Origin of the sequence: Microbacterium sp. (assembly GCF_041641055.1) — a bacterium.
Classification (GTDB): Bacteria; Actinomycetota; Actinomycetes; order Actinomycetales; family Microbacteriaceae; genus Microbacterium.
In genome coordinates, this window is the sequence record NZ_JBEPZB010000009.1 from 111,059 (window position 1) to 137,883 (window position 26,825).

General features: G+C 69.3%; 21 protein-coding genes. 6 read left to right on the forward strand and 15 right to left on the reverse strand.

Annotation, left to right across the window (positions count from 1 at the left end; genetic code table 11):
* Window positions 1-11 precede the first annotated feature (11 nt).
* From ACESK8_RS08150 to ACESK8_RS08160, 3 genes are read left to right on the forward strand one after another with little or no spacing between them, the layout of a single operon-like run.
* Window positions 12-899: a carbohydrate ABC transporter permease gene (locus ACESK8_RS08150; RefSeq protein ID WP_060927837.1), complete on the forward strand. Its 888-nt coding sequence runs from the start codon at window positions 12-14 to the stop codon at window positions 897-899.
* On the forward strand, window positions 896-1,831 hold the full coding sequence (locus ACESK8_RS08155) for a carbohydrate ABC transporter permease (RefSeq protein WP_372968125.1): 936 nt from the start codon (window positions 896-898) through the stop codon (window positions 1,829-1,831). The genes ACESK8_RS08150 and ACESK8_RS08155 overlap by 4 nt, the downstream gene beginning before the upstream one ends.
* Complete coding sequence (locus ACESK8_RS08160; RefSeq protein WP_372968126.1) at window positions 1,828-5,100, forward strand: GH92 family glycosyl hydrolase; 3,273 nt, start codon at window positions 1,828-1,830, stop codon at window positions 5,098-5,100. The genes ACESK8_RS08155 and ACESK8_RS08160 overlap by 4 nt, the downstream gene beginning before the upstream one ends.
* Here ACESK8_RS08160 and ACESK8_RS08165 read toward each other — a convergent pair whose 3' ends face one another.
* The 5 genes from ACESK8_RS08165 to ACESK8_RS08185 form a co-directional block, all read right to left on the reverse strand.
* Window positions 5,101-6,309 carry an endo-beta-N-acetylglucosaminidase H gene (locus tag ACESK8_RS08165; RefSeq protein ID WP_372968127.1) on the reverse strand — a complete coding sequence of 403 codons (1,209 nt, stop codon included), beginning with the start codon at window positions 6,307-6,309 and terminating at the stop codon, window positions 5,101-5,103. It lies immediately after the preceding gene.
* A 153-nt stretch (window positions 6,310-6,462) separates the two neighbouring features.
* The gene (locus ACESK8_RS08170; protein WP_372968128.1) at window positions 6,463-8,097 is read right to left on the reverse strand and encodes a fucose isomerase; all 1,635 of its coding nucleotides are present in this window, start codon (window positions 8,095-8,097) and stop codon (window positions 6,463-6,465) included.
* Window positions 8,094-10,694 carry a GH116 family glycosyl hydrolase gene (locus tag ACESK8_RS08175; RefSeq protein WP_372968129.1) on the reverse strand — a complete coding sequence of 867 codons (2,601 nt, stop codon included), beginning with the start codon at window positions 10,692-10,694 and terminating at the stop codon, window positions 8,094-8,096. The genes ACESK8_RS08170 and ACESK8_RS08175 overlap by 4 nt, the downstream gene beginning before the upstream one ends.
* Window positions 10,691-12,184, reverse strand: a complete 1,494-nt coding sequence (locus tag ACESK8_RS08180) for an FGGY-family carbohydrate kinase (protein WP_372968130.1) — start codon at window positions 12,182-12,184, stop codon at window positions 10,691-10,693. The genes ACESK8_RS08175 and ACESK8_RS08180 overlap by 4 nt, the downstream gene beginning before the upstream one ends.
* A gap of 156 nt (window positions 12,185-12,340) precedes the next feature.
* Window positions 12,341-13,327 carry a LacI family DNA-binding transcriptional regulator gene (locus ACESK8_RS08185; protein WP_372968131.1) on the reverse strand — a complete coding sequence of 329 codons (987 nt, stop codon included), beginning with the start codon at window positions 13,325-13,327 and terminating at the stop codon, window positions 12,341-12,343.
* A 104-nt stretch (window positions 13,328-13,431) separates the two neighbouring features.
* On the opposite strand from ACESK8_RS08185, the gene ACESK8_RS08190 reads away from it, so the two are divergent.
* The gene (locus tag ACESK8_RS08190) at window positions 13,432-14,553 is read left to right on the forward strand and encodes a glycoside hydrolase family 172 protein (RefSeq protein ID WP_372968132.1); all 1,122 of its coding nucleotides are present in this window, start codon (window positions 13,432-13,434) and stop codon (window positions 14,551-14,553) included.
* Window positions 14,554-14,594: 41 nt separating this feature from the next.
* Here the strand turns inward: ACESK8_RS08190 and ACESK8_RS08195 are convergent, their stop codons facing one another.
* The 7 genes from ACESK8_RS08195 to ACESK8_RS08225 form a co-directional block, all read right to left on the reverse strand.
* The gene (locus ACESK8_RS08195; protein WP_372968133.1) at window positions 14,595-15,737 is read right to left on the reverse strand and encodes a DUF4185 domain-containing protein; all 1,143 of its coding nucleotides are present in this window, start codon (window positions 15,735-15,737) and stop codon (window positions 14,595-14,597) included.
* Between the two features lie 29 nt (window positions 15,738-15,766).
* Window positions 15,767-16,660: a carbohydrate ABC transporter permease gene (locus ACESK8_RS08200; protein ID WP_060927846.1), complete on the reverse strand. Its 894-nt coding sequence runs from the start codon at window positions 16,658-16,660 to the stop codon at window positions 15,767-15,769.
* A gap of 1 nt (window position 16,661) precedes the next feature.
* Window positions 16,662-17,588, reverse strand: a complete 927-nt coding sequence (locus tag ACESK8_RS08205; protein WP_372968134.1) for a carbohydrate ABC transporter permease — start codon at window positions 17,586-17,588, stop codon at window positions 16,662-16,664.
* A gap of 82 nt (window positions 17,589-17,670) precedes the next feature.
* Window positions 17,671-19,038, reverse strand: coding sequence for an ABC transporter substrate-binding protein (locus ACESK8_RS08210; protein ID WP_372968135.1), 1,368 nt, complete (start codon window positions 19,036-19,038; stop codon window positions 17,671-17,673).
* 149 nt (window positions 19,039-19,187) lie between these two features.
* Window positions 19,188-20,342 (reverse strand): DUF4185 domain-containing protein, encoded by a 1,155-nt coding sequence (locus ACESK8_RS08215; RefSeq protein WP_372968136.1) that lies wholly within the window; start codon window positions 20,340-20,342, stop codon window positions 19,188-19,190.
* A gap of 94 nt (window positions 20,343-20,436) precedes the next feature.
* On the reverse strand, window positions 20,437-22,134 hold the full coding sequence (locus ACESK8_RS08220; protein WP_372968137.1) for a long-chain-fatty-acid--CoA ligase: 1,698 nt from the start codon (window positions 22,132-22,134) through the stop codon (window positions 20,437-20,439).
* Between the two features lie 29 nt (window positions 22,135-22,163).
* Window positions 22,164-22,604: a DoxX family protein gene (locus ACESK8_RS08225; RefSeq protein ID WP_372968138.1), complete on the reverse strand. Its 441-nt coding sequence runs from the start codon at window positions 22,602-22,604 to the stop codon at window positions 22,164-22,166.
* Window positions 22,605-22,792: 188 nt separating this feature from the next.
* Here ACESK8_RS08225 and ACESK8_RS08230 point away from each other — a divergent pair, with 188 nt between their 5' ends.
* Window positions 22,793-23,437, forward strand: a complete 645-nt coding sequence (locus ACESK8_RS08230; protein ID WP_245647451.1) for a Pr6Pr family membrane protein — start codon at window positions 22,793-22,795, stop codon at window positions 23,435-23,437.
* A gap of 6 nt (window positions 23,438-23,443) precedes the next feature.
* Here ACESK8_RS08230 and ACESK8_RS08235 read toward each other — a convergent pair whose 3' ends face one another.
* Window positions 23,444-24,856: an FAD-dependent oxidoreductase gene (locus ACESK8_RS08235; protein ID WP_372968139.1), complete on the reverse strand. Its 1,413-nt coding sequence runs from the start codon at window positions 24,854-24,856 to the stop codon at window positions 23,444-23,446.
* Window positions 24,857-25,073: 217 nt separating this feature from the next.
* Between ACESK8_RS08235 and ACESK8_RS08240 the strand changes: the two genes are divergently transcribed.
* Window positions 25,074-25,442, forward strand: coding sequence for a hypothetical protein (locus ACESK8_RS08240; protein ID WP_372968140.1), 369 nt, complete (start codon window positions 25,074-25,076; stop codon window positions 25,440-25,442).
* 42 nt (window positions 25,443-25,484) lie between these two features.
* On the opposite strand, the gene ACESK8_RS08245 is transcribed toward ACESK8_RS08240, so the two are convergent.
* Together ACESK8_RS08245 and ACESK8_RS08250 are read right to left on the reverse strand one after the other, a co-directional pair.
* The gene (locus ACESK8_RS08245; RefSeq protein WP_372968141.1) at window positions 25,485-25,916 is read right to left on the reverse strand and encodes a heat shock protein transcriptional repressor HspR; all 432 of its coding nucleotides are present in this window, start codon (window positions 25,914-25,916) and stop codon (window positions 25,485-25,487) included.
* 62 nt (window positions 25,917-25,978) lie between these two features.
* Window positions 25,979-26,825: DnaJ C-terminal domain-containing protein (locus tag ACESK8_RS08250; RefSeq protein WP_372968142.1), on the reverse strand; the 847-nt coding region annotated here is incomplete at its 5' end.

Sequence of the window (26,825 nt, forward strand, 5' to 3'; positions counted from 1 at the left end):
GGAGGACCACCATGAGATCGCACCGGTGGTTCACCCCGTGGCTCCTCCTCGGCCCCGCCGTCATCTGGGTGCTGGTGTTCGCGCTCTGGCCGTTCCTCAACACCGTGTTCCTGAGCTTCACCGACGCGCGCCCCCTGCGGACCCCCGAGTTCGTGGGCGGAGCGAACTACGAGCGGATGTTCGGGGACGAGATGTTCTGGAACGCGCTGACCACGTGCATCATCTACGTGGTGGTCTGCGTCCCGCTGCTCACGATCCTCCCGCTGCTGCTCGCCCTGCTCGTGCAGAAGAAGCTCCCCGGCATCGCGTTCTTCCGCACCACCTTCTACTTCCCGGTCATCGCCTCTGTCGTCGTGGTCGCCCTCATCTGGACGTGGCTGTTCGACAGCCGGGGCATCATCAACCAGACGCTCGAGTTCCTCGGACTCGTCGACAAGCCCATGGCGTTCCTCGTCGACCGCTGGCTGCTGCTCGGCTGCGCGATCCTGCTCACGGTCTGGAAGGGCCTCGGCTACTACATGGTCGTGTACCTCGCCGCCCTCGGGAACGTCGGCAAGGAGCTGCACGAGGCCGCGATGCTCGACGGCGCTGGATCCTTCCGTCGCTTCCTCTCGGTGACGATCCCCTCGGTGCGAGGCGCGATGCTGCTGATCGCGGTGCTCATCGCGGTGTCGGCCATGAGGGTGTTCGCCGAGCTCGACGTCCTCTCCAAGAGCACGGGCGGTCCCGGTGGATACGACATGTCGCTGGTCATGCTGATCCGTCAGGTCGGCTCAGGACTCAACGGCAACATCGGCTACGCCTCGGCGATCAGCGTCGCCCTGTTCCTGCTCACCCTCATCCCGCTGGCCGCGATCGCCTTCATGAATCGCGAGAAGAAGGCGAAGGTCTCCGCATGAGCACCCTCACTCCGCCCCTCATCGACGACGACCGTCGCCCCGGCGATCAGCCGGCTGCGACCACGCGCGAACCCATCTTCCGCCGACGTGGCTCCGGCGATTTCAGCAAGCCGACCCTCGGCGGACTGATCGGCCGGTACGCGCTGCTGCTGCTCGTGCTCGTGCTCGTCATCGGCCCCTTCCTGTGGCAGCTGTCGACGTCGTTCAAGGGCCCGCAGGAGAACATCTACTCCTTCCCGCCGAACCTGATCCCCCGCGAGCCGACGCTGCAGAACTACGCCACGGTCGCCGAGATCGTCCCGGTCTACCTCTACGCGTGGCATTCGCTGCTCGTCTCGGTGGGCACCGTGATCAGCAACGTGGTGCTCGCCACGTTCGCCGGCTACGCCCTCGGATGCATGCGGTTCCGCGGCAAGTGGATCGTGATGGCCATCCTGCTCTCGACCCTGCTGTTCCCCGGCGAGGTCACGGTGACGAGCAACTTCCTCACCATCCGCGCGCTCGGCCTCGCCGACACCCTGTGGGGCGTGTTTCTGCCCGGCGCCATCAGCGCGATGAACGTGCTGCTCGTCGCCACCGCGTGCCGGATGATCCCGAAGGACGTCCTGGATGCGGCGACGGTCGACGGCGCGACGACCTGGCAGCGGATCAGGCACATCGTGTGGCCGAACATCCGCGGCATGGTCTCCGTCGTCGCGATCTTCGCCTTCATCGGAGCGTGGGACGACTACCTCTGGCCGCTGATCGTGCTCTCGGATCCCGCGAAGTACACGCTGACCGTCGGCATGGCGTACCTCAACAGCAGCTTCTCGGTCGACCCGCGCCTGATCGCCGCCGGGACAATGATCGCGCTCGTGCCGATCGTCATCATGTTCTCCTTCACCCAGCGCTTCTTCTTCAAGGGCGTGCAGGAAGGCGCGATCAAGGGGTGAGCACCGCGCATCTCACGCCGGCGGAGGGTCCGGCGGATCCTCCCTCGTCCCGGCCCCGTGCGGGCGTGCTCGCCGGCCCGGTCTTCGCGTTCTCCTTCGACCCCACAGCCGGCGAGCAGCGGGTCGAGGTGCCGGGGCTGACCGACGTCGACATCACGCCCGGAACGGTGCTGCACTGGGCGTTCTACGCCGACGGCGCGGCAGCGACCCTCGCTCCGCACGCGGCGCTCGCCGTGACTGTCGATGTGCGGACGGTCGATGTGCGAGGCGGAGAGGGGACGAGGCTGAGCGACATCGCGGGCGTCCGCGATCGCTACGACGTCGCCCTCGCTGCGGATGCGCAGTTCGCCGCCCGCTGGAGCATGCCCGAGCAGTGGAACGCCGACACCGTCGCACTCGAGCCGCTGCAGGGCGGCACGGCCACGGTCGAGATCGTCCTCGGCACGGACGCGCTGGCCGCGCATCCGAGCCTCCCCTCCGTGGTCACCGGCTTCGTGCAGTGCACTCTCGAAGAGCAGGCGGCGTCGGGCGAGCTTCGGCCGGTCGACCGCGTCGACACCCGCCGCGGCACGCACTCCGGGCCGAGGTTCTCCCGGGGGAACACGATCCCCGCGGTCGCGGTGCCGCACGGGTTCGCCTTCGTCACCCCGGCCACCGACGCCTCGGACACGCGCTGGCCGTATCGCCCGAGCATCCACGACGACCCCGAGGGCAGACGGCTCGAGGCGCTGCAGTTCTCGCACCAGCCGAGCCCCTGGATCGGCGACCGCTCGGTGCTGCAGCTGATGCCCTTCGCGGGGCGGCCGGCGTCGGAGCGCTCGACACGACGGCGCTGGATAGCCCCCGGGTCCGAGCGCGCCAGGCCGCACGAGTACGCGGTCGAGCTGACCGGCGGACTGTCGGCCTCGATGACGGCGACCTCGCATACGGCGGCGTTCCGCGCGACCGCGACCGACCCCGAGGCGACCGTCGGCTTCGTGATCGATCAGCCCACCGACGAGGGGCTGCTGCGATGGACCTCTCCCGATCGCTTCGAGGGGTGGCTGCCGGAGGGCACCGAGGACTGGGGCAATGCGCCCCGCGGCTACTTCGCGGGTGTCGTGCTCCGGCCTCGCAGTGATGCAGATGCGGACGCGACGGATGCGTGCGGCACACACGGGATGCTCGACGACGACGGGCGCAGCCGCGTCGCCGGGTACGTGGGCGGACGCGGTTCCCTCGAGGTGCGGGTCGCGGTGTCCTTCCTCTCTGTGGAGCAGGCCAGGCGCAGCCTCGAGCTCGAAGCGCCGGAGCACGTGACATACGACGACCTCCGCTCCCGAGCCGCGGCGGCATGGGACCGGGTGCTGTCGCGCGTGAGCATCCCGCCGCTCCCCCTGTCGGAGGCGCCGTTCCGCAGGCTTGCCGACGAGGAGCACCGCGCCAGGATCGCCGCCGCCCTCCATCGGATGCATCTGTATCCGAACACCGCCGCGGAGGACACGGGCACCGCGGCGCACCCGCGTCCGCGCTTCGCCGACGTATACGCCGCTCGCCGACCGTTCGGCGCAGAGACGACGAGCGCACCGGTGGTCGACGGAGAGCTCGTCGTCAACAACGGCTACTGGGACACCTACCGCACGGAATGGCCGGCGCTCGCTCTGCTCGATCCCGCTCTGACCGGCCGGCTGCTGAACGGCCAGCTCGCGCAGTACCGCCGAGGCGGCTGGATGGCGCGATGGAGCGCCCCGGGCTACGTCGACAGCATGGTGGGCACCTCCAGTGACCAGATCTTCGCCGACGCCGCCCGCTGGGGGGTGCGCTTCGACCGCACCGCCGCCTTCGAGAGCGGATGGCGCAACGCCTGCGAACCGGGGCCGGATGCCCTGCGCGGTCGCAAAGGCATCGCCGGGGGTCGTTTCACGGGCTACATCCCGTCGGAGGTTCCCGAGGGGATGAGCTGGAGCATCGAGAACGCCGTGAGCGATGCCGCTCTCGGCCGATTCGCCGCGCAGCTCGCCCAGGACGCGGAGTCGGAGTCGGATGCCGCGCGCTACCGCTCCTTCGCACGATACTTCGCCAACCGCGCGCTGTCGTATCGCACGCTGTTCGACGCCGAGACGGGCTTCTTCCGAGGGAGGGACTCGGCCGGCGCGTTCGCCGCGGACTTCGATCCGAGGGTCTGGGGCGGTGACAACGTCGAGACCAACGCCTGGGGCATGTCCGTGGGCATCGTGCACGACGGCGCGGGTCTTGCCGAGCTGCACGGCGGCCCTGAGGGTCTCGGTCGTCATCTCGACGCTCTGTTCGCGGAGCCCGAGACCGCCGACGAACGGTTCGGCGGCGCCTACGGCACCGTCATCCACGAGCAGCGCGAGGCGCGGGCGCTGCGCTCGGGCATGTGCGCCATCTCGAACCAGCCGGCGCACCACATCCCGTTCATGTACGCGTTCACGGACCGGCCGTGGCGCACCGGCGAGATCGTGCACGACCTCGCCGGCCGCCTGTTCGCCGGCGCCCATATCGGCCAGGGCTTCCCCGGCGACGAGGACAACGGCGAGATGAGCGCCTGGTGGCTGTGGGCGGCCCTCGGCCTCTACCCGCTCGAGCTCGCCTCAGGAATGCTGCGCATCGGCTCGCCCCTCTTCGACGACATCCGCGTGCAGCGAGGCGACGGCCGCTCCCTCCGCATCCGCTCGCGACGCGTCGGACGCGGCGGCCCGGACGCATCCGTCCTGCAGGCCGCGTCGCTGAACGGTGTCGCGCTGACCTCGGCGGACCTGCCCGTCGACGCCCTCCTCGTCGGGACGGAGAATGCCGAGCTCGAACTCGTGTTCGGCACCGATCCGGCGACCGCGCTCGAGTCGGGCGGCACGGAGCGCTCGGGGGTCATCCTCTGGCGACCCGATCTGACCGCGAGCGGGGGCGGCCCGATCGCATCCGCTGCGGTCGCGCACGCGGATCGCGCCTTCGACGACGGCGATCCGGCCGGCAGCAAGGGAGTGGCACTCTCGGCGGGGGGATGGATCGGATGGCGATTCGCCGAGCCCCGCGCGGTGAGCGACCTGACCGTGACGATGGTCGCCGCGGCACCGTCCTCCCACCTGCGCTGGGAGGTCGAGGGTCGGGGCGGCGGCTGGGTCCTCGCCTCGGTGACGCACGAGAGCGATCTGGCCCGCGACCGCACGACGCCGTTCACTCTGGCCGCACGAGTCGTGACCTCGGCCATCCGCGTGCGGGCGGAGGCCGAGGTCACGATCCGTCAGCTCGAGGTCTTCGACCTCGGCTGATCACTTCGTCAGGACGAACGACACCTCCGTGGTGTTGCCGGCGACGTCGAGCACCTGCAGCGTGTTCTCGCCCTTCACGGCACCGAACGCGCCCGACTTCACGAAGTTCAGGTCGCTCCACCGATCGTCGGTGAGGTCCTTGAGGACGCCGTTGACGTAGAGCCGATCGATCTGCCCCTCGTCGTGCAGCGCGAAGCTGATGCGCTTGTACCCGTCCTCCGCGTCGCCCTTCGTGTACTTCGCGCCGGACTTGATCGTGACCGTCGGGGGCGTCGTGTCGCCGGGCGCCGCCCGGTACACGGTCGACTCGCCCTTCAGCGCCTCGGTGATGCCCGAGAGGTACGCCGACTGATCGGTCGCCGTCAGGTTGTAGGCCACGTACACCCCGTAGCCGTCGGCCACGGTGCGCTCGGCGAAGTCCGCCGCCGTCGCCGCACTCGTGTTCGAGAGGTCGATGGCGGCCGCGCCGAGCCGCCCCCTGTCGTCGAGTCCCGGCACCGTCGGGGCGTCGTAGGTCGGGTAGTACGGGTTCCACGCGTAGTCGAGCACGCCGGCCGCGTCGAACAGCGAGAAGTCGGTCGTCGTGTACGTCGGCCCGATCGCATACAGGCTGATGATCTTGTCGGGTCCGAGCCGGTCGCGCAGTGCCGTCGCGAGCCAACCGAACGACTGCGCGTTGGGCTGCGGCGTGCCGTTCGCCCCGTACTCCGTCCACTCGTCGTCGAAGTCGATGCCGTCCAGACCGTAGGTGTCCACGGCATCCTCGAGCTGGGCGGCGAAGGCGTCCGCCTCCTCGAAGGAGGAGAAGTTCGCGAACCCGGCACCCTGATGGTTGCCGAGCACCGAGAGCAGCACCTTGGTGCCCTTCGCCTGCACCGGACGGATCTGCGTCTGGGCGTTCTCGAGCGTCTCGGTGACTCGCTCGTTGAAGTGCAGGTACGCCTTCTCGCCGTCGTAGTTGATGTTGGCGGCGAAGATCATCGCCATGTCGATGGCGGCGTCGCCCGACTCGGCGAGCGTGTAGTCGGCGACGTTCGCTAAATCGTTCGAGTTCACCTCCACGTAGACAGCGAGCTGCGGATCGATCGGCTCGGTCGCGTCGGCGGTAGCACCCGCGGTTCCGACGAATATGCCGGCAGCAGCGGTGGCGAGCACTCCGAGACCGGCGATGCCCTTTCGGAACCGGTGATTCCTGACGTTCTGGTTCATGACTGATCGTCTCCTTCGGCGTCGTTGTCGAATCCGGTCGCGCCGTCGCGACCTGTCGCCGACTATAGCGCTTAAGTGATTCCACCGGAAGGCAGAGAAGAAGGGACGGATGCCGCAGCATCCGCCCCTTCCCGACCGCTTGGATCCCTCCGCTCAGACGCTCACGTCTCCGACGAGGTTGACCCGGATCCCCATGCCGGCGAACATCGCGGCCTTCGCGATCAGCGCCTTGTCGGCGGTCTCGGCGTCGGGCGCGTAAACCAGCTGGGCGTGGTTCGCCTTGTGCCTGGCCATGAACTGGTCGCGCGAGACGCCGTGCAGCACGACGTGGGCGATCGGCCACTCCGGGTTCGTGGCGTCCTTGCGTCGCTGCGTCTCCTCCTCAGGCAGCTCGACCACCGACGCGCGGAAGATGTCGGCCTGCAGGATGCCGTCGGCGATGAACACCCGCGACAGCACGATCTCACCCGGCTTCGAGACGCCGTTGATCGTGGCGCCGCCCGCCGGGAAGAAGACATGACCCTGCCGCCAGCCCTCGGCGTTCTGCCATCCGCCGAGATGCGAGGCGGGCACCGAGCCCGAGATCTCGTAGACCCAGACGAACTGCCCGTCGTAGTCCTCGCCCCAGCGCACGTCGTGCAGCGTGTTGTCCGGCACGAGTCCCATCGCCCGCCAGACGCGGTCGGTCACCAGGGCGTCGACCGCGACCCCCTCGTCGGCCTCGTTGAAGTGCGGGAAGGCACGACCCTCGTGCAGCACCCGCGAGCCGTCGCGCGAGGTCACCGGCGGCCGCTCCGTCGAGTTCAGGATCCCCTCGGCGAGGTCGGATGCCGGCACCAGGTCTTTGAGGCCCTGCTGATACTGGATGCCGACGGCGTCGAGGCCGAAGTCGTCGGCGATCCGCAGCGCCGCGATGTACATCTTCAGCTGCCACTGCACCTGCTCGCGGGTCAGCTCGGTCGCGGCGTCCTCGCCGTAGCGGAACGTCATGCCGCGCTCGATCAGCCAGTCGTAGGCGGCATCCGCCTCTTCCTCCGTCACATTCAGCATCTCGGCGTAGAGAGCCGACTGCGACAGCCGCTCCTTGTAGATGCCGGTGCCGTTGAGCAGCTCGTCGTCGAAGATGGCGTTGTACATGCCCATGCAGCCCTCGTCGAACACGCCGATGATGGCCTTCTCCGCGAGCAGCTCCGCGGCGAGCGCCTCCCCCAGCTCCTTCTCGGGGCTGTCCGGCAGCGTCGGCAGCGGGCGCACGTGCGAGGCGTCATGGGTGATCGAGCCGGTCTCGGTCCACTCCCTGATGCCGGCCATGAACCAGTCGTCCGTGAAGTCGACCGACCAGATCGTCGAGTAGGGCTTGTTCATCTTGGTCAGCCCCGCGTTGAGCCCGAGGAGCCCGACGAGTCCCGGCCAGTCGCCTGCGAAGTTCGCCACCGTGAGGATCGGCCCCTCATGCGTGCGGAGTCCGGCGAGCACGTGGTGCGAGTACTGCCACACGGCCTCGGCGACGATCAGCGGGGCATCCGCGGGGATGTTCTTGAAGACCTCGAGGCCCATGCGCTGACTGGAGATGAAACCGTGCCCGGTCTCGGGGTCGACGCCGTTGGCTCGGATCACGGTCCAGCCGAGGTCGGCGAAGACACCGGTGACACCCGCCTCGAGTTCGACCTGCACCGGCCAGCCGCCGGTGTTGGCGGCCTCGCGGAGGTCGCCGGATGCGATCAGGTAGGCGGTCCGGGGTGCGGATGCCGGACGGGATGCCTGTGCCGGGAGGGTGTAGGTGCTCATGATGCCTCTTCGCTGGTGCGGGTGGTGCTGGTCGGTCGGATGGTCGTGGTCGTCGTGGTGGCGTCGGGCGGGAAGAGCTGCGTCTCGCCCGCTCGGAGTCGGATGCCGCGGCCGATGCTCCGGCCGCGCAGCTGGAGGTCGTCGACGTCGAGCGTGCCGCCGTCGAGACGGAGCGTCAGGGAGTCGCCGTCGATCTCGACGCGTCCCCACCCCGTGCCCGTGGTGAACAGACTGCGGAAGGCGCCGTCTGATGCCGGGGCGAAGGAGAGGATGCCGGTCGGTGCATCCCACTGCGCACCGCTCGCGCCGAGCAGCAGCGCCCAGGAGGCGAGGGAGCGCGCGTAGTGATTGCCGCATTCGATCTCGTTCCAGGGGTTGCGGTGGGTGCCGTCGTACCGCGATCGCACGGCACGTTCGATGCGCAGCGCCTCCTCCGTCCGCCCGGCGAACAGCAGCGACGCGGCGACCTGGTGCTCCACTCCCGTCCACACCTCGTCGGAGTAAACGAACGGGATGCTCGGACGCCCGCCGTGCGGCCAGGAGGCGAGCAGGAGCCCGGCCTCGTCGTTCAACGCGTAGACGCGCTGCGTACTCTCGTGGGCGGTGAGGTCGGAACGGAAGTTGTGCGCGACGATCGCTGTCAGGGCGGACTCGACGCGCTCGGCGGGAAGGATGCTGCCGAGCCCATTGAGGTACGCGTGGAACTGCCCGAGCAGCTGGTCGGAGAGCACGCCGTCGCCGTACTGGTAGCGGTGCGCATCAGGGTCATCGATGAGTTGCCGGTAGTACTCGCCGTTCCACAGCGTCTCGTCGATCGCGGCGGCGACGTGGTCGGCCCGCCGATCCCACGCCGTCGCGCGTTCCGTCTCACCGAGATGGCGCGCCATCCGCGCCCCGGCCCGGAGAGCGGCGAGGTACACGCCGTTCGCGAGGGGCTCCGCGCCGTGGAACTCGATGTCGTAGGTGTTGTGCATCTCGCCGTCGAGCAGCCCGTCGCCGTCGCGGTCCCACTCGCGGATCGCATAGTCGAGCGTGCGGGAGGCAGCGGGCCAGAGCTCGCGCAGGAACGCGTCGTCGCCGCTGAACCGCCATTCCCGATGCAGTCGCAGCAGGGTGCCGAGCTGTCCGTCGACGGCGGGGCCCATGAACCACGACGGCCCGCCGAAGATGCGGTTGCCGCGGAACTTCTGCGCGCCGTCGTCGTCCGTCTCCAGCAGGTACTCGGCCCGTCGCGCGCTGCGCTCGAGCGTGGGGAAGAGCCACGCGAGCGTCTGTGCGTACGACCACACGTGCGTGCAGGTGCCCTCGCAGGATCCGCCGTGGTCGAAGGACCCTTCCCAGGCGGCGAACACCGGCCCCTCCCCCAGCTCGGGGGTGGGCGATTCGAGGACGAACCCGGTGGTCGACCGCGCCGCTGCGATGTTCGCGCCGATCGCGTCCGCGAGCACCGGGTCGAGGCTCCCCCCGTAGAGGGCGTCCACGAACGCGTCCGTCGAGCGCTCGAGCTCGTCGAGGTTCGCATGCAGGTGCCGCGCGGCGGCCCAGGCATCCGGCCAGAGCGTCGCGTAGTGGTTGTGGACGATCTCGTCGCCCGGCGGGTCGGCGAACACGATGTGCCCGTGCCATCCGCGCCGCCGGTTCGGGAAGCTCCAGGACAGCGCGAACTCGAAGTCCCGGCTCTCGCCGGGGGCGATCTCGTGCACGAGGCCGAGTGATCCGGTGCGCAGCCGCGGCAGCTTCGCGAGCATCTCCTCCTCGGTCAGCGGTGCGGCGTCCGGGTCGGCGTCGAGTTCGGCGAACAGCCCGCGCGGGCGGTCCTCGAGAGTCAGTCGCGGCTCCGCCTGCAGCAGGCCGTCGGCTGTCAGGTCGTCCCAGAACAGGCGGGCCCCGTCGGGCCAGTAGCTGGTCACCCACTGCGGCTTGACCGTGGTCGCGGCATCCGTCGTGGTGAGGCTGAGCGTGCCGTAGCCGGGGTCGTCCTCCGGCAGGTCGATGCCGAAGTCGAGTCCGCGCACGTCACCGTCGTCGCGCCAGCGCACTGTCTGGGTCGCGCGCATCCCCCACGGCGCGTCAGGGCCGGGCGTTCCGCGTCCGGCCGTGTGCGAGACGCTCCCGACGACGGTGACCGTGACCGGCACGTCGGCGGGATTGCTGACGCGGTAGCGCAGCACGGCGGCGGGGATGCCGGATGCGTCGGCGTCGAGCGGCACCAGCGGAGTGAACGCGTGCAGCGAGACGTCGACGGGCAGCAGGTCGTCGTCGAAGTCGACGTCGACGACCGGGTACTCCCCGTGCAGAGTCGCCCCGGCGAGCCGAGGGAGCCCGGCGAGCTGGTCGAAGGCGTACCCCGCATCCGCATCGTGACGCCCGGTCAGGCGGGCTTCGAGCACGCGCGTCACCGGCGGGCCTCCGACGGGGGCGGCATGGATCGCGAAGAACGAGTGCGGGTTCCGCCTGCCCTTGTCCGGCAGGTTCTCCAGCTCCCAGTCGCGCAGCTCCCCCCGTGCGCCGATCGAGACGTTCCCGGTCCCGATGCCGCCGAGCGGGAAGGCGGTGGCCTGCGAGGTGTGCGGGATGCCGGGGGCGCGACGCGTCATGCGGCAGCTCCTCTCTGGTCGGCGGCGAGCTCATGCGACACCGTCGTGGTGGCGTCGTACAGGCGCAGGTAGCGGTCGAACAGTGCGTCGTAGCGGGCGCGCACCTCGGGGTCGGGCGTGATCGTCCGGGCGACGGGGTTCCAGTCCTCGATCGCCGGTGCGTCGCCGTGCTCGGCGGTCGCCGTGGCGGCGAGGAACGCCGCGCCGTAGCTCGCGCCGATGGTCGTCTCCGGCACCTGCTGCGCGAGCCCCGTGGCATCCGAGACCACCTGCAGCCAGAGCGCGCCCTGGGTGCCGCCCCCCACCGCGACGATGCGACGGATGTCGGCTCCCGCCGCGCGCATCGTCTCGACGTTGTGCCGCACGCCGAGTGCCGTGGCCTCGAGAGCGGCCCGATAGAGGTCGCCCCTGGTATGGGCGAGGGTGAGCCCGGCGATGACGCCCCGGGCATCCGGGTCCTGGATGGGCGTTCGCTCGCCCGCGAAGTACGGCAGCATCAGCAGTCCGCGCGCACCAGCGCCGGACTCGACCGCCTCGGCGAGCAGCTGCGGGTAGTCGGCGCCGGTCAGATCGGCGAGCCACGCCGTGAGGGCGCCGGAGGCCGACAGGCCGCCCGCCAGATTGCGGGTGCCGGCGAAGGCGCCGGCCGTCGTCCACATCGAGGGGCTGCGCAGCGTCTCGGAGCCCGTGGCGACGAGGAACATCGTCGTGCCGTACATCAGCATGAGGTCACCGGTCCCGTGCGCGCCGACGCTCACCGCCTCGGCCCAGGCGTCGATCGTGCCGGTGATGACCGGGGTTCCGACGGGGATGCCGGTGGCTGCCGCCGCCTCCGCGGTGACGGCTCCGGCGATGTCGCCTGCCCAGCGCAGCTCCGGCTGCGCGATCGTCGGCGCGTAGCGCTGCCACCACTCGTCGTGCCAGGTCTCGCGGTCGATATCGTAGAGGGGTGAGAGCTGGCTCGCGGACTGGTGGTCGAGCACGTACGCGCCCGTGAGTCGACGCACGAGCCACGAGGCCGGCATGAACAGCCGTTCGGCGCGCGACCAGGCCGTCGGCTCCTCGTCGGCGATCCAGACGATCTTCGGTCCGCCCGCCTGAGAGGTGAGCGAGGAGCCGCCCACCCTGACGATCTCGTCCTCGCCGAGCTCGGCGGTCAGGCGCTCGATCTGGGCGCCGGCGCGGGTGTCCACGCCGTACAGGATCGCTTCGCGGACGGGTCGATCAGCGGCATCCGCGAGCAGGATGCAGGGCCCCATCCCGCTCACGCCGACGCCGGCGACCTGCGCCTCCGGGGCAGCGGCGAGGAGCTCGCGGGAGAGCTGCGTGAACTCCTCCCACCAGACGTCGGCATCCATCTCCACCCAGCCCGTGCGCGGACGGCTGACCCGGTGCGCTCTCGTCGCCGAGGCGATGATCGCGCCGGTCGCGTCGACGAGCACGCCCTTGCTGCTGGATGTGCCGATGTCCACCCCGAGGGTGCAGCGCATGGCGTCCTCCTTGAAACCGATGCCCGTGATTCTGAAATCTCTCGCAACTGTACGCGAAATCGATTTCAAGACGCAAGGAGCTGTGCGGAGGTTTCCTGCAGATGCCGATGGCGCGCTGCCCGCCCGCCCGACGCGGGGGCGACTGCGGCGCGGAGCTCAGCTCCGGACGGCGCTCGCGGGCTGGATCTCGTTGCGCAGCACGACGGTGCGCGACGGCTGGGCGTCGCCGCCGATGCGGTCGAGCAGCATCCGCGCCGCCGTCACGCCCATGTGTCGCGCCGGCAGTCGCACGACGGTCACGGCGGTGGGCGACAGCGTCGTGAACGGCAGCGAGCCGATCACCGCGACGCCCACCTGCGGGGGCGTGAGGCCGCGCTCGGTGAGCACCTGGATCGCCCCGACGCCGATGAGGTTGTTGCCGGCCACCACGGCATCCGGCGGTTCGGGGAGCGCGAGCAGCTCCTCCATCGCCGCACGTCCGCCGTCGACGCGGAAGGTCGCGAAGCGCTCGAGCTCGTCGAGGTCGAGGTCGGGGCGGGCGGCGCTCAGCGCCGCGCGCCATCCTGCGGCGCGCTCGGCCGCCGTGTCGATGTGCTCGGGCCCGCCGATGTAGGCGATCCGGCGGTACCCCGCGTCGAGCAGATCCTTGGCGGCCGAGGTGCCAGCCGCCCTGTTCGCCATCACGACGCCGTCGATGTCGTAGGTCGTGCTGCGGTCGACGGCCACGACGGGACGCCCGGTGGCGAGGATGCTGTCGAGGTTGGAGTTCTCATCCGCCGTCGCGATGATGATGCCCGACATGTGCTCGGCGATCGCGATCCGCAGGTACGTCGCCTCCTTCTCGACCTGTGCGTCGGAGTTGCACAGGACGACCGAGTACCCGGCCTCTGAGGCGACGTCCTCGACGCCTCGCGCCATCTCGGTGAAGTACGGGTTCTCGATGTCGGGGATCACCAGCGCGATGACCTCGGAGCTCTGGCGTCGCAGGGTCCTGGCCGTGCGGTTCGGGGTGAAGTTGAGCTTCGCCGCGGCGTCGCGCACGGCGGCGACCTTGTCCTCCGACACGCTCGTGCCGTTGAAGACGCGCGACACGGTGGCGGGAGAGACCTTCGCCAGCTCCGCGACGTCGTAGATCGTGGCCATTCGAACCTCACTGCCTCGTCCGGCCGCGCCGGATCTGAAGCAACAGTATCGCGCACACCCTCGATCTCTGGCGCTTCGTTCTGAAATCGATTACATTATCGCCCATGACTTACGCACCCTCCGATCTGGCGAGCCTCGCAGCGCTGCGACCCGTGCAGACCCGCTCCATCTCCCCCGAGAACTTCGACGGATCCGCTGGGGGCGGAGGCCGGGCGACCGAGGGCACCGGGGCCTCCTGCGCCCGTGACCTCGGCCCCGGCTGGAAGATCTCTCCCAGTGTCGATGTGAAGTCCGGCGAGACCTTCGACCTCGCGACGATCGAGGGTGCGGGCAAGATCACGCACATCTGGATCACGACGCACACCGACAACTGGCGCACGCTCCTGCTGCGCGCGTATTGGGACGGCGCCGAGGAACCCGCCGTCGAGGTGCCGTACGGCGACTTCTTCTGCAACGGGTGGGGCGTGTTCGCTCAGGTGAACTCGCAGACGATCGCCGCGAACCCGCACGGCGGCTTCAACTCCTACTGGCCGATGCCGTTCAAGGACGGCGCCCGCCTGACCATCGAGAACACCTCGGTCGTCGACGTGCGCATCTACTACCAGGTGACCTACGAGATCGGCGGCGACCACTCGAACGACGCCTACTTCCACGCGCAGTGGCGGCGATCGAACCCGCTCGAGGAGTTGACCCCGCACGTCATCCTCGAAGGCATCGAAGGTCAGGGCCAGTACGTCGGCACCTACATCGCGTGGGGCGTCAACTCGAACGGCTGGTGGGGCGAGGGGGAGATCAAGTTCTACCTCGACGACGACACCGATTACCCCACGATCGCCGGCACCGGCACCGAGGACTACTTCGGCGGCGCCTGGAACTTCGACATCCCCGGCAGCGGATACACCGAGTTCTCGACGCCCTACCTGGGCATGCCGCAGGTCATCAAGCCCGACGGACTGTATGTGAGCCAGCAGCGTTTCGGGATGTATCGCTGGCACCTCCTCGACCCGATCCACTTCTCGACAGGGATCCCGAAGGTCGACATCCAGGCCCTCGGGTGGCGGAGCGGATGGCGCTACCTGCCGCTGCGCGACGACATCGCCTCGACGGCCGTCTTCTACCTCGATCGCCCGACTGCCCGTCGACCCAGGACGCCCTCGGCCGACGACCTGGAGGTGCACCTAGGAACCGCTCCGGTGCCCGACCTGGGAGCGACCCCTCCGCGCTGATCGGATGCCCCGCGACGTCATCGCGGGGCATCCCCTCCCCTTCAGACGAGTCCCTGCACGCGGAACTGCTCGGAGTGGTACACGCTGTTGTTGCCGGTGTGCCACTGGCTGACGCTGAGGTGCAGGTCCGACAGCGTCGATCCGGGGATGATGTACCCGCCGTAGAGCTGGGCGACGTGCGAGGCATCCTCGGTCGTCCATTCAGTGCCGTGCAGCAGCGTCGTCTTGGTCGCCGTGTAGAGGTTGTCCGTCGGGGTGTTCAGCACCATCGCGTCGATCCGGTATTGCGGGGCGTTGAACCAGACGAGGATCCATTTCCCGCCCAGCGGCCGCAGGCACATCTCGCCGAACCCGCCGGGGAGCACCTCCGTGACGGGCTTGCCCCAGCCCCATGAGCCGTTCGCGAAGCCCCACGGCTGGTAGGCCGAGAGCGTGGTCATGTTGGTGGACGGCACCCGGTAGAGCACGATGCCCTTGTCGCGCTGGAATCCGGTCCCGTAGATGTAGACGTAGCCGTCGCTGCCCAGTCCCCAGGTGATGCACTGGAACTTGCCGCCCGCCATGTCGGCGGGGAACTGCAGGCCGGTGTGCTGCCAGGTCGCACCGCTGTCGTCGGACTTCCACAGCTCGGTCCACCGCACCACACCGAACTGCGGCCCGCTGACGATCGCGTGCAGGTACATGCGCGAGCCGATCGTGATGACATCCGACGGGATCACGGTCGTGAAGTACGCGTCGTGCGGGTAGTACCAGAGCTGCGGGGCCGTGCCCTGCGTGTTCGCGCCGGCACCCGCGCAGCCGTTGAACGTGACGCCGGAGACGAGGTTCGTGGTCGACGAGTACAGTCCCACCGGCGAGCGCCAGTTCGCGCCGCCGACGTGATCGGCCCAGGTGTCGCCGAACAGGAACAGCATCCGTCCGTCCGGGGTGCGCGCGGGGATGCCGAGGTCCGTCGCCCCGATCCCGTATTGCACGGGACTCTGCGTGCCGGCGAGCACTGTGATGCGCGACACCGTCACACCGGCGGCGGCCGCCGGCGACGGCCTCGAGACGGCGGCCCCGGCGAGGGCGGCGGCGCCGAGCGCGGCAGCCCCCTGCAGCACACGTCTGCGGCTGATCCCGCCGGGGCGCCCTCGTTCGACGCTGCGCTCCGGCACGTTCTCGGTCATGTTCTCGGTCTCCATCGACCGCTCCTCCCGCTACCGCATGGGTCTTACTTGAGTCCCGCCATCTTGATGTTGCCGATGATCTGGCGCTGGAAGATCAGGAACAGGATGATGACCGGCGCGGCCGCCAGCACCGACCCGGCCATCAGGAGTCCCAGCTCGGTCGAGCGCTCGGAGCGGAAGGTCGCGAGGTACTGCTGCAGCACGAACCGCTCCGGCGAGGTGATGGTGAGGATGGGCCAGACGTAGGAGTTCCAGTAGGCGAGGAACGCGGTGATGCCCATCACGACGAACGGCGGCTTGGACAGCGGCAGGAAGATCCGCAGGAAGATGCCGAAGCGGCCGCAGCCGTCGAGCATCGCCGCCTCCTCGAGGCTCTTGGGGATGTTCAGATAGAACTGCCGGATGAAGAAGACCATCCCGGCGCTCGCGAGGCCGGGGATCACGAGCACGGCCAGGGTGTCGAGCATCGACAGCCTGGTCACGACGATGAAGCTCGTGAGCAGGATCGTCATCCCGGGGATGAACATGGTCGTGATCACGACGGTCCAGATCACGCCCTTGAACCGGAAGTCGAGTCTGGCGAACGCGTAGGCCGCCAGCGAGTTGACCGCGAGACTGCCGACGGTGAACAGGACGGCTCCGAAGAACGTCCAGATGAGCGTGCGGAGGAAAGTGGGGTCCGCCAGGATCTGGGCGTAGTTCTGCCAGAGCCAGACCTCGGGGAAGAACTGGAAGGGCGTCTCGACGACCTCGGTCTTCGACTTGAACCCGGCGATCACCATCCACGCGAGCGGGAACAGCGACGCGACGACGAAGAGTGCGCCGACGATGGTCTTGCCGACGAGCACCAGCCAGCCGCCGGTGCTGCGCGGAACGCGGGGCGACCTGGGCTCCTTGCCGGCGAGCACGATACGAGTGGTCTCCTGGATGACGGCCATCTCAGTCCACCAGCCTCTCGGAGTTGACGAACTTGAACACCAGGGCCGAGATCGTGCCGAGCACGACGAACAGCAGCAGCGCGGCCGCGATCGAATAGCCCACGTTCACGTCGTTGCGGAAGTGGTTGAAGATGAAGAGGTTGGGCAGGGTGGTCGAGTCCAGCGGACCGCCCTGGGTCATCACGAGAGGCAGCTCGAACTGCTGGATCGCGGCGACGAACCCGGTGATGAGCAGGTACAGCACCACGTTCTTCATCTGCGGGAGCGTGATGTACGAGGTCTTCTGCCACCAGTTGGCGCCCTCCATCGCGGCCGCCTCGTAGTACTCGGCCGGGATGTCGACCATCGCGGCGACCATGATCAGCGAGGTCAGCCCCATGCCGAGCCAGATGGCCGGCACGGCGATGGCGATCAGCGCCCACTTCGGGTCGCCGATCCAGGCGATGGGCTCGATGCCGAACGTGCCGAGGAAGGCGTTGAGCAGGCCGCCCGAGTAGTTGTAGATGAGCACGAAGATGATCGATGCGATCACGGCGGAGATGATCGTCGGGATGTAGATGCTGACCTTGAGGATGCTGGCCGCGCGGCGCGACACCGCGACGACGAGGCTGGCGAAGAGGAACGCGAGCACGAGCATCACCGGCACCGTGAGGAGCACGAACGCGAATCCTCGTCCGATGGTGGCGAGGAACAGAGGATCCTTGAGGACGTTGGAGTAGTTGCGGATGCCGACGAACTCCGGCTCCTTGTAGAAGCTCCAGTCCTGGAAGGACAGATACCCCGCGTACACCGCCGGCCAGATCACGAAGATCCCCAGCAGCACCACCACCGGGAGCAGGAACCAGTAGGCCGTCCTGTTGTCGCGATAGCGGTAGCGATTCCGTCTCAGCCGGATCTCCCGGCGCTCCTGCACAGCCTGACTGGCCATTTCCACCTCGTCGTGATGTCGGTGATGTCGGTCGCGTCACCGTGCGGGGGCGGGAACGCCCGCCCCCGCACGGTCGACACGATCAGTTCTTCGGCGCCTTGTCCGGCAGTCCGTCGCGGTCGATCACGGTCTGGATCGCCGCGGTCGCGGTCTTGATGGCATCGTCCACGGAGGCCGATCCCTTCATGACCGACTCCATCGCGGTGCCGACGGCGAGGTTGACGTCCCACGGGTAGGTCGCGCCCGCGATGGCGTCGGGGGCGATGTCGTCGACGATGACGCTCGACCACGGCGCGTCCGCGGCCTCTTCGCTCTCGGCGACGGCGTCCTGCACCGACTGACGGACCGGCACCTTGGTGAACTGGGTGTCGACGAAGAACGGCACGAGGTTCTCGGGGTCACCGGCGATCGCCCAGGAGAGGAACTCCCCGGCGGCATCCGGGTTCTTGCTCTTCGCGTCGACCACCCACGTGAAGTTGCCCATGGTCGTGGCGGTGCGGCCGTCGGCATCCGAGGAGCTCGGGAACGCGCCCACGCCCGTCTTGCTCAGCAGGTCGGGGTAGTCCGAACCGATCTCGGACATCATCCACGAACCCGAGACCTTGAAGGCGACCTTCTGCTGGCCGAAGTCCTCACCGGCGACATAGGCCGCGAGGGGCTGCTTGGGCATGTATCCCTTGTCCCACAGCTCCTTGTACTGCTCCATCAGCGAGCGGTACTCGTCGTTGTCGATGTCGGGGGCGGTCCAGTCGTCGGTCAACGCCAGGTGCCCGGCGAAGTTGTACTGCTGGCCGACCGTCGACCAGGCGAACGTCACGGCATCCTGCGCCGGCGAGATGCAGTACTGGCCGTCCGAGAGCGTCGGCTGGATCTTCGCACAGGCGTCGAGCAGGTCGTCCCACGTCTCGGGGGCGCTGGAGGAGTCCACGCCTGCCGCGTCGAGCATGTCGGTGTTCCAGAACAGCACCGTCTGCGGCTCGAGCAGCAGCGGGTACGCGTAGTGCGTGCCGTCGACCTCCGAGATCGACTTCGCGTTGTCGAGGATCTCGCCGAGCGCATCCTCCGAGACGATCGAGTCGAGTTCGTGCACCGAGCCGGCGTTGACGAGATCGAGCAGGTTGGCGGAGCTCGTGTAGATATCGGGTGCCTTGCCCGCGGCCTGCGCGGCCTTCATCTTCTGATCCCAGGCGTCGGCGGGGACCTCGGTGTCGACGACCTTGATCTCGTCCTGCGACGCGTTGAACTTCTTGACGATGTCGGCGTACCACTCGTTCTCGACGGGGGTGAAGGTGCGGTGCCAGAACTGCACGGTCGTGACGCCGCCCTCTCCGCCGTCACCTCCGGCGGATTCGCCGGGGGTGCCGGATCCGCAGGCCGCGAGCATCGCTCCGACCGTCAGCACGCCGACGGCGGTGACCGCCGCCCTGCGTGTGCGTGTGGTGATTGTCATGGTTCCTCCTCAGGAACGGACTCGTCATCGAGTCGCTGCTGTGTGCTCGGGCTGCTGAAGATCACCGGCCGTGCCAGACGATCGACGGTGACCGGGTATGCGCCAGAGTATGCGAAATCGATTTCATGCGCAAGAGATCGAACCGGGCATCATCCGCCGACGCGGTCCAGATCGGCCGAGAACCAGAACACGTTGTACGGGCCCCAGAGCGAGAGTGCGAAGTGGATGCGCCGCCCGCCCTCCGTGACATAACGGGGGTTGAGGTACGGCGAGTACAGCCCCTCGTACTCACTGCCGGACACGAGCTCGATCGGCTCGCCCCACGGCCCCCACGGGGTGATCCCCTCTCGGATGTAGGCGCTGCCGGCATCCGAATAGGTCATGATCCAGCGCTCGAGGTAGGTCGACCACATCACCGACAGCTCGCCGATCGTGCCCTCGACGATCGTCTCGGCGTCGGCCATGTCCGAACTCCACTGCGGGGTCTCCCCCTCGACGCCCGCGAAGTACGAGTACGCGGACTGATCCTCGACGGCCTCCTCCGTCGCCGGCACGCGCATGAGCTGCACGCCGCCGAAGCGGCCGGACGGGATGGACCAGAAGTAGATCCAGTCCTCGCCGCCGTCGGCGACCTCGGCGGTCGCGACCTGGACGAAGTTCGAGTCGCCCGGCCACTCGACGCCCTCGACGGGCGCCCAGGTCTCGCCGTCGTCACGCGACACGATCAGCGCGGCACGGTTGGCATCCCAGGCCCCCGGCTCCCCCCAGAAGCGCACGGACATGTACGAGACGTAGATCGTCTCGCCGATCGCGAAGCCGTAGGTGGGGATCTTGGTGACCTCCCCCTCGGCGCCGTTGGCGTCGTGCTCCCCCTCGATCAGGGCGCCGGCGAGGCCGATGTCGTCCTCCACCCATCCCTCGAACTCGATCCCGTCCGAGGGGTCGTCGTCGGTGGTCCACGCGGCCACGTTCGAGCGCCAGAACCCGCCCTGTCCCCCGATCGACTCGGGGTCGCGCTCCCCGAAGGTGTCGCCGAAGAAGAAGTACGTGCGGTCGCCCACATTGGTCATCGACCCCAGATCGGTGCCGGCCACCGACACCGCCGCGGTGTCGTTCATCGCGTCGGGACCGGTCAGCTGGGCGATCTCGGTGAGGCCGGAGACGCCCTCCAGCACGAAGGGCTTGTCCTGGTCGATGTCGATGCTCACGGCGTCGCCGCCCGTGCAGCCCGCGAGGGCGAGGACGAGCGCAGCGGATGCCGCGAGGGCGATGGCGCGGCGGGATGAAGACGGGACACGGGGCATGATCCTCCTCGATCAGCGGTCTGCGTTCACCCCGAATCTAGCGAAATCGATTTCAAGAAGCCAGGGTCAGTCCCGGCGACCGGCGCACCTCAGGTCACTCGGCGAGCATCCGATCGCGCACCTGCCGGCGCAGCACCTTGCCGATGAGGGAGCGCGGCAGGTCGTCCACCGCGACGACGCGCTTCGGCACCTTGTACGGCGTGAGCCGGGTGCGGCAGAAGTCCCGCAGCGCGGCGGAGTCCAGGGCCGCGCCCTCGCGGAGCACCACCGCGGCGGCCACCTCCTCGCCGCCGTTCGACCGCGGCAGGCCCACCACCGCCGCGGCGACGACGTCGGGATGAGCCTCGAGCGCATCCTCCACCTCGCTCGGCGACACGTTGAAGCCGCCGGTGATGATCAGCTCCTTGAGGCGGTCGACGATCGTGACGAATCCGTCCGGCGACACCTCGGCGATGTCCCCGGTGCGCAGCCACCCGTCGGCGAGCAGCACGTCGGCCGTGTCGCTCGGGCGACGCCAGTACCCGGTGAACACCTGCGGACCCCGGATGAGCAGCTCGCCGCGCTCCCCGACCGGCAGGTCGACGTCGGTGTCGGCGGGGTCGACCACGCGGATCTCGGTGCTCGGGAAGGGCACCCCGACCGTGCCGGGGCGCCGTGTCCTGCCCATCGGGTTGCCGAGCGCGACAGGAGAGCTCTCCGTCATGCCGTAGCCCTCGACCAGCAGGCCGCCGGTCGCCTCCTCCCACCGCTGCACGGTCGCCACCGGCAGGCTCATCGCGCCGGAGATCGCGAACCGCACGGTCGAGAGGTCGATCGTGCCGCGAGATGCCGCCCGGGCGAGCTGATCGTAGATCGGCGGAACCGCGGGCAGGAAGGTGGGCGGACTGGTGCGGGCCGCCTTCGTGACGAGACCGAGGTCGAACGTCGGGAAGAGCACGAGCTTCGCGCCGATGCTCATCGCGAATGTCAGGCAGAGCGTCATCCCGTAGGCGTGGAAGAGCGGCAGCACGCCGTAGAACGTCTCCTCGCCGTCGACGAGTCCCGGTACCCACGCGCGTCCCTGCATCGCGTTCGCCCGCAGATTGGCGTGAGTGAGGATCGCGCCCTTCGGATCACCGGTCGTGCCGCTGGTGTACTGCAGCAGCGCCGTGTCATCCAGCGTGGGCCCCGGCACCCGGCGCGACAGCGGCCGGTGATCGATCAGCTTCCGCCAGGCCACCGCATGGCGCGTGCGGGGCGTGGCGGTCAGCTTCGCCCGTGCCGCGCGTGCCTTCGGCACGGGCAGACGCAGGAGCAGCCGCTGACCGGCGGGCATCGCCTCTGTGAGGTCGACGCTCACGATGTGCTCGACGCGCAGGTCCGAGGGGAACTCGGCGATGGTGTCGACGGTCTTGTCCCAGACGATCGCGACCTTCGCCCCATGGTCCTCGAACTGGTGCCGCAGCTCCCTGGCCGTATAGAGCGGGTTGTGCTCGACGACGATCGCCCCCAGGCGCAGCGCCGCGTAGAACGCCACGACGTGCTGCGGGCAGTTGGGCAGCACCAGTGCGACCCGGTCGCCGCGCCCCACCCCGAGCCGTCGCAGCCCCTCGGCCGCGCGCGAAATCTGATCGCCGAGCTCGCGGTAGGTCGTGACAGCGCCGAAGAACTCCAGGGCAGGGCGACGGGCGAAGGCGGTGACGCTCGCGGACATCATCTCCGGCAGCGTCTGGCTCGGTGCCTCGATCTCCGCCGGAACGCCGTCCGCGTAGGAGTCGAGCCAGGGTCGGGATTCGTACGGGGTGGGGGACATGGTCCTATCCTCCCTCCGGTTCCCCGGGTTCAGCTGAGCCAGGCGGGCGCGCGGCCGCGGAGGAAGGCGCCATCGAGCGAGAAACGGCCGGCACCGGTGAGAGCGAGCGCGAGGGCCGCGACGCCCAGCACGGCGACGAACTCGTATCCGCCCTCGCCGACCCAGAGGCCCGCGGGCAGGTGCACCGCGATCAGGGCGACGATCATGTCGACGGCGAGGAGCACGCCGACCGGGCGCGTGAACAGCCCGAGGATGAGCAGGATCCCGCCGATCAGCTCGATGAAGGCGACCACGGGAGCGGCGATCTCAGGCAGGGGGATCCCCATGCCCTGGAAGCTGCCGATGGTTCCGGGAAGGGTGTACTCGAAGACCTTCTGCGCACCGTGGGCGGCGAAGATCGCGCCGACGACGACACGCAGGACCAGGAGTCCGAGCGAGGTGGCGGCGGAGGGGGCGGTGGTGTTCGTCATGAGGAGGTCTTCCTTCGTGGCAGGACACCGCGCGCCAGGCGCGGAGCAGGGTGGGTCCCTCCCTTCAGGCTAGGAAGCACGCTTTTCCATCTCCTGAGTGCCGCCGTGGGCACGCCTGCCGCCGGCCGCCTTCCGTAGACTCGCCGGGTGGCCCGAATCGCGCGGCCGGAAGGGAGCAGGGACACAAGGTGAGGGCACGATCCGTGTTCGGCGTGCTGCGCCTGGCGACAGCAGCCGTCTGCACCGTCGCCCTCGTGCACCGACTGCTCTGGGGGCTCAGCTCCCGCACGATCGCCGGCGAGAACTTCTTCGCCTACCTGACCGTGCAGTCCAACTGCGCGCTCGTCGTGGTGCTGCTGATCGGCGCCGTGCTCGCATTCCTCCGCGCGAGCGACCCCCGGTGGTTCACGGTCGCGCTCGCCCTCGTCCTCACCTGGACGATCACCGCCGGCCTCGCCTTCGCACTGATCGTCTGGCAGGCGGGGCTGCGCGGCATCCGCGTCGACGTCCCCTGGTCCGATCAGGTGCTGCATTTCTGGCTGCCCGCGTGCACCGCGCTCGCGTGGGTCTTCACGCCCGGGCATCGCGGCGTGCCGTGGTGGGTGGTGCCGACGGCGCTCGCCTTCCCGCTCGCGTGGGGCGGCGTGACCCTGTGGCGCGGACCGTCGGTGGGCTGGTACCCGTACTACTTCCTCGACCCCCGCCAGGTGTCGGGCCCGCCGGAGTTCCTGCTCACCAGTGCCATCGCCTTGGCGATCTTCGCGCTCGTCGCCACGGTGATCGTGTTCGTCAGCCGGATGCGCCGGCGCGGCCGGGAGCGCCCTGAGGTCTGACGCGCCTCAGGCCGGGGCCGGAAGGAACGGCGCGAGCGAGGCGATGGCGGCGTCGAGCGCCTTCTGGTCGTCGAGATCGGCGAACGCCTCGGCGTCCGCTCCGCCCACGATGCCGACCACGATGTTCTCGCCGGTCGCGGGAGCGAGGTTGAGCCAGGTGCGAATCAGCGCATCGCCGCCCACCACGTGCCAGATCATCGCCTCGGGGTCGGTCGCGACCGCGGGGTCTCCGTCGCCGTCGGCGTTCTCGGGCGCCTCGGGGATGAGCGGCTCATCGAATCGCAGCCAGACCGTCTCGATGTGACCCATGCCGAGTTCGGCGATGGCGCCACGATGCGCGAACGGGAGGGCGGGGGCGAACTGCAGGCCCTCGCTCTTCAGCACACCCAACGGCACCGTGATCAGTACGCGATCGAAGGACAGCGACTCCCCCGAGGCGATGCCGAGGCTGACGCCGGCTTCGTCGTACGCGACCCGGCTCACCGGCGACGACAGGCTCAGCTTGGCCCCCTCGAGCAGACCGTCGATGAGCGGCATCAGGTCCCCGAGCGGAGCGGTGGTCTCGGCCGGGGGCAGAGTCGGAGGGAACCAGGTCGAGAGCTGTGCGGCATCGGCCCCCGCCGACGCCGAGATCGAGGCGAGCAGAGCCGCGAGGCCGGGCTCGGCGGGATCTGCGCCGGCGGCCGTGAGCGCGTCTTCGAGGGAGGTGTCCTCGAGCCCCTGCTGCGCGACGGAGATCGCCGCCTGCACGGGCTCTGGGCTCACGGGGTCGACGTCTCCCTCGGCCGAACGCCACACCTCTCCCGAAAGCGCAGCGGTGCGGACGTCGAGCCGATCGAGATCGTCGAGCAGCGCCGCATCCGAGGAGCCGAGCAGCCAGCCGCCCAGCTGCGCCGGGAACGGCCACGCCTTCTCGTCCACCACCGACTGGATGCGCCCGCCGATGCGGTCGCGCGCTTCGAACACCGTGACCTGCAGCCCGTCCGCGACGAGCAGTGCGGCAGCGGTCGCCCCGGCCAGACCCGCCCCGACGACGGCGACGCGCTCCCCCTCGTCGGCGGCGCGCCGGAGTTCGCCGGCAGCCCGTTCGCCGGAGCGCACCGCGGCGGCCATCGTCCCCGGCGCCTCCCCGTCGGTCGCCTCGCCGGCGAGGAAGAGACGGTCATCGATCGGCTCGGCCAGCGCCTCCCTGGCACTGGCCTGAGCGCCCACCGGCGTGAAGCTCGCCGCACCGAGCGCGAACGAGTCCGTGGCCCAGGAGCTCCGGGCGAACGCGGCCGGGGTGATCGGCCCCGCCGTCGGCTGCGGGGTCGGGGATCCGTCCGGCGTGGGAGTGGGCGCCGGCTCGGGCGTGCAGGAGGCCAGCAGGACTCCCAGGACACCGGCTCCGGCGCCGATCAGCAGGGTGCGACGCGTCATCCTCATCGTGTCGCAACGATACCGCGCGCGCGGTCGCCCGACGAGCGCGGAGCGGCGACTCGGCTGCCTCCGCTGCCGCCGGCGTCCGGTCGCGTGACCGTCTCTGCACCGAAGCCCCTTCAGAGGCGGACTGCACAGCGGACGGCGGCCAGCGGAGGGCGCGCAGCGCGGTCGAAGCAACACTGCCATTCTGGCCGGACGCTCACAGAATGGATCCATGGCGATGAACGACCCTCAGATCTGGACCCTCATCGGGGTGTTCGGCGCTGCTCTCCTCGGCGGCTTCACTCTGGTGACCACCCACTTCGGTCGCGTGATCCGTGCCGAGATCGGACGACTCGACGGAACACTCTCCGGCAAGATCGAGGCGCTCGATGGAACACTCTCGGGCAAGATCGAGGCACTCGACGGAAAGCTCACCGGCCAGATCGAAGCGCTCGACGGAAAGCTCACCGGCCAGATCGAATCTGTGGCGGGGCGACTCTCCGGCCGGATCGACGCCCTCGATGCGAAGTTGAGCGGTCGCATCGACACGCTCGACAAAGAGGTCGCCACGATCGCCGAGCGGTTCTGGCGCTCGTCGTAGGACGGATCGGCCCGCCTGAGGACGGGCAGAGATCGACCGAGGTCAGCCGCGTCCGATGCCGGGGTGCCACAGCACGACGTCGGTGGAACGGCGCAGGCGCCGACCGCCGGGCATCGGGATGACGCCGGCGGATCCAGCCGCGAAGACGCGGACGCCCGGGCGGTTCTCACGCTCGGCACGGAGGGCGGCATCGAGTTCGGCGACGCGGCGCCGGAGCATCCGATTCTCGTCCTCCAGATCGAGCAGTCGGGCGATGGCCGGGAGGCTCACGCCTTCAGACGAGAGTTGGGCGACCTCGCGGAGCTGCTCGATGTTGCGGGTCGAATAACGCCGCGAGCCACCGGAGGTACGGCCGGGAACGACGAGCCCGATGCGGTCATACTGTCGCAGCGTCTGCGGGTGCAGCCCCGACAGCTCGGCCGCGACGGCGATCGCGAACACCGGGGTGTCGGCGTCCATGCGCTGATCAGCCATGATGCTTCACCTCTTCCTCGGTGTTCGCGATCGTCATCGTCTTCGCCCTCAGTGGCGATTCTCTACCGGCGGGCCTTGGCCATGAGGTCGGCTCGCGGGTTCTCGCCCGGCTCGAGCGCCTGGAACTTCTCCAGCGCCTCGCGAGCCGCCTCGTCGAGGTGCGACGGCACCGCGATCTGCAGCTCGGCGAGCAGGTCGCCGGTGCCCTTCGAGGTGGTCACGCCGCGCCCCTTGACGCGGAGCACGCGACCGGACGGTGTCCCGGGCGCGACGCGGAGCTTGACGGTATCGCCGCCCAGCGTCGGGACCTCGATGGTGGCACCCAGTGCCGCCTCGGTGAAGGTGACGGGAACGACCACACGCAGGTTCAGTCCCTCGCGGGTGAACACCGGGTGCGGGCGCACCGCGATCTGCACCACGACGTCGCCGTTCTCCCCGCCGTCGGGCGAGGGGCGGCCTCGTCCGCGGAGCCGGATCTTCTGCCCGTCGGCGACGCCGGCGGGGATCTTCACCTTGAACGGCTTGCCGTCGTCGCCCTGCAGGGTGATCGTCTCCCCCTGCACCGCGGTGGCGAAATCGAGCGTGGTGCGAGCCGTGACATCGGCGCCCTTCTGCGGCCCGCCGAAGCCTCGGAAGCCTCCCGAGGTCTGCCCGAATCGACCGGAGCCGAACGTGCCGCTCTGCCCCTGGTTGAACATCGCGAAGATGTCCTCGAAGTCGGCGGACTGCTGCTGCCCGCGGCCCTGCTGCCCGAACCGGCTGAAGACGTCTTCGAAGCCGCCTGCGCCCGCGCCGCTCGCCGTGAAGCGTGCGCCCGAGCCCATCGCGCGGATCTCGTCGTACTCCTTGCGCTGTTCGGCGTCAGAGAGCACGGAGTACGCCTCGCTGACCTCTTTGAACTTCGCCTCC